The following is a 3081-nucleotide window of genomic DNA, read 5'->3' as shown; positions in this document are numbered from 1 at the left end:
GAGCCTGCGCAACACCCTGCAGGTCCTCGCAGGTCCCGCATGGCAGGTCAAGGTCAACGAAGTGACGCGCGGCGTGTGTTTTGTACTGCGCCCTGGTTACCAATTGCCGGAAACTCCAAAACCTGCGGAAGACTCCCCGACACAGCAAAAGTCATCGCCCGTGCCCGCATACCAAGGGAAACTGTAAATGGGGCGGTGGCTGGTACATGAGTGGAAGGTTCTCATCTATAGGAACGCCTTGGCCGAGTATGCAGAGTTACGCGACAGCCGGAGCTCGAACGAAAAAAGCTGACAAAGCCCACACGCCCTATACGCATAAAGAAAACTCTCATGACCTGACACCGCGACAAGCAATGCGTTAGGGAGCCGCTGATTTATTCGATTTTTCGTCCCTGCAACGCTCTGGAGGCCTTGATTTATCAGGGTCAACAGCTGGGTTTTAGAATAAATCAGCGTCTCCATAAGGTACCAGATAGCCGTGTTCTTCGCGCCTTGCACGCAGCTTGGCAAAGCGGTTAAAAGCCTTTGTTCTCAATTGCCTAAACTGAACGATAGATGAGAAAATTCGCGTGCGCTGTGCTAGATTAAGCGGTGAATGAACAGAATTGGACATTGTTCATGCGTTTCCACGAAAGCCGACCTGGAGAATGAAAATGCTTGGGTTACTTTTTAAAACTAGCAAGCATGAAAAAGAAATCCTTGAATCGCTGCGCGGACTCAAAACGTTACGCATCAGCGATCGCGGTGGAATGTCAATTGACACTCAAGAAATCCTGACAAGCAAACGCTTCATTGAAGCTAGCGAAAAAGCAAGAAAAATTGTGGCTAATGGCTGATGGGGCTGCTTCTCATTCTGCCTATTTTGGTTAGCGGCTACCTATTCTGCAGTGGAAGCATTTACCGGCAAGCGACCATGAGCCGCTACGACGGTCAGCTTTTGTACATGCTGATAGCCAAGACTGGAATTTTCATTTTTGCTGTTGGTTGCGCTGCAAGCTTTGGGTTAATTTACGCGAGCAAACATGGTTTTTTTGCATCGGAACCAAGCAAATATATTGATTATATCAAGTACTTCAAAGGCTTTCTTATCCATAACCAAATAACTGAAGCCAGAGAGGCGCCCATATGGGCGTTTCTTGTTCAAGCATCCGCGATCTCATTGGTAATAGCTTGGCTATCACCACGCCTGTTTACGCTACTGCTCATGATTAGGCATAGGGCATTGGCTCCGACCATCAAAGGTCTGATTCTAGCATCAAAGGTACCTAGCCGACCACTGACGCGGCATCTCATGAGATCTATGCGGGATGAGAACGGTCTGTACATGTTCTCTATGGAAGATCGTAAGGTTTACGTCGGGCGAGTCTCGCATATCGGCGATTTGCACGAAGCCGGTGGTATGGATGAAGATTTCGAGATTGTTCCAACCATGAGTGGCTATAGGGATAAAGATTCTTTAAAGGTTACCTATACCACAGATTACTCTGCTGTAACTAAAGAGATGACGCTTAAAGGCCGAAAAATCGATTTCTCAATCGTACTCTCTCAAAAAAACATTGTTTCTATGAGCCCGTACGAGGAAGAAATATGGAACCAGTTCAAAAAACGACAATAAATATCTTAAAATCGAAACTTCTAGTGTACTGTTTGCGAAATAATTTACCCATGACCTGCAACCTAAGTCATTGATAAAATTTGAATTTTCCATTAGTCAGCAGCTGGCTTTTTCGAAAACAGTACACTAGCGCACTGTTTTCGAAAGAAATAGCTGCTGATTCCCGTAGAGTCAACTTTTATCAACGGGTTACCTTATCGATAATTAGTAGGTTATTACGCAAACAGTATACTAAATAACTTTTGAACACTCATCAGACCGTTATCGCATTCTGCGGCGTTTAGGGCGACGCTGATTTGTTCTAAAGCACAGCTGTTGCCCCCTGATAAATCAAGGCCTCCAGAGCGTTGCTGGGACGAAAACCGAATAAATCAGCGGCTCCTTAGGTCCAGTTCGGTCGGAGCAAGAGGCCGGATTCTGTATGGCGTTGTATATCAGCTTTTCGATGTCAAGAACCGCCAAAAAGAATCAGAAGAGCACCACACAAAGCGAAATTTCAACCCCCCAGAACTAATCTACGGTTTCCTAGAGCGTTTCATTCAGCAGACAGGCAAGGTTTCCCTTTGAGCCGCAAGCCCTCATCGGAGTCCTTATGCGTTTGTATCTGTGCGAGAAGCCCAGCCAGGGTAAAGACATTGCCGCTGTCCTCGGCGCTAAAACACGAGGCAACGGCTGTATCAAGGGGCCAGGCGTTGTCGTCACGTGGGGCATTGGCCACTTGCTGGAAACTGCTGCGCCGGATGCCTACGGCGATCACCTTAAAAACTGGAGCCTGGATACGCTTCCCATTCTACCAGCACAGTGGAAAGTCATCGTCAAACCGAAGACCGCCAGCCAGTTCAAGGTCGTGAAGCAGTTGCTCAAAGAGGCGACAGAACTGGTGATCGCGACCGATGCCGACCGCGAAGGTGAAATGATCGCGCGCGAGCTGATCGAATATTGTGGGTACCGTGGGCCGATTCAGAGGCTTTGGCTTTCGGCCCTGAATGACCTCCATTCGCCAGGCGCTCAACAGCTTCAAACAGGGTGCGGAAACCTATCCGCTATACCTATCAGCGCTCGCACGCTCTAGGGCGGACTGGTTAATCGGCATGAACTTCTCGCGGCTGTTTACCCTGCTCGGACGACAGGCCGGGTACACCGGCGTGCTGTCCGTCGGCCGTGTTCAAACACCGACCCTTCGCCTGGTGGTCGACCGGGACCGGGAAATTGCAAACTTCATCCCCAAACCGTTCTGGAACCTCGACGTTCAGCTCTGCGCTGCCGGACACTCGTTCCTGGCTAAATGGGTCGCCGATGAGTCAGTCACCGACGAAGAAGGACGCTGCCTTGATCAGAGTGCAGCGGCTGCCGCGCTCAATGCACTGAAAAATAGCCAGACGGCTACAGCCATCTCTGTGGAGACCGAGCGTGCCCGTGATAGTGCTCCGCTGCCGTTCGATCTGAGTACGCTGCAAGAGGTGTGC

At 49.7% G+C, this 3081-nt stretch carries 2 protein-coding genes and 2 pseudogenes; all 4 read left to right on the top strand.

Annotated features, from left to right (window positions below; all coding sequences use genetic code 11):
• Positions 1–157 (top strand): annotated as a pseudogene (locus tag ABJ99_RS29205) (PilL N-terminal domain-containing protein); the annotation flags it as partial.
• Between the two features lie 496 nt (positions 158–653).
• A complete protein-coding gene (locus ABJ99_RS14550; protein ID WP_004663588.1) occupies positions 654–836 on the top strand; it encodes a hypothetical protein in 183 nt (60 codons plus the stop codon).
• Positions 836–1615 (top strand): hypothetical protein, encoded by a 780-nt coding sequence (locus tag ABJ99_RS14545; protein ID WP_005740006.1) that lies wholly within the window; start codon positions 836–838, stop codon positions 1613–1615. The genes ABJ99_RS14550 and ABJ99_RS14545 overlap by 1 nt, the downstream gene beginning before the upstream one ends.
• Positions 1616–2207: 592 nt before the next feature.
• Positions 2208–3081: pseudogene (locus ABJ99_RS14540) on the top strand (DNA topoisomerase); the annotation flags it as partial.

The sequence above is a fragment of the Pseudomonas syringae pv. cilantro genome, assembly GCF_001293775.1.
Lineage (GTDB): Bacteria > Pseudomonadota > Gammaproteobacteria > Pseudomonadales > Pseudomonadaceae > Aquipseudomonas > Aquipseudomonas syringae_P.
The sequence above is the reverse complement of the archived record's forward strand: the minus strand, read 5'-3'. Positions and strand labels throughout refer to the sequence as shown.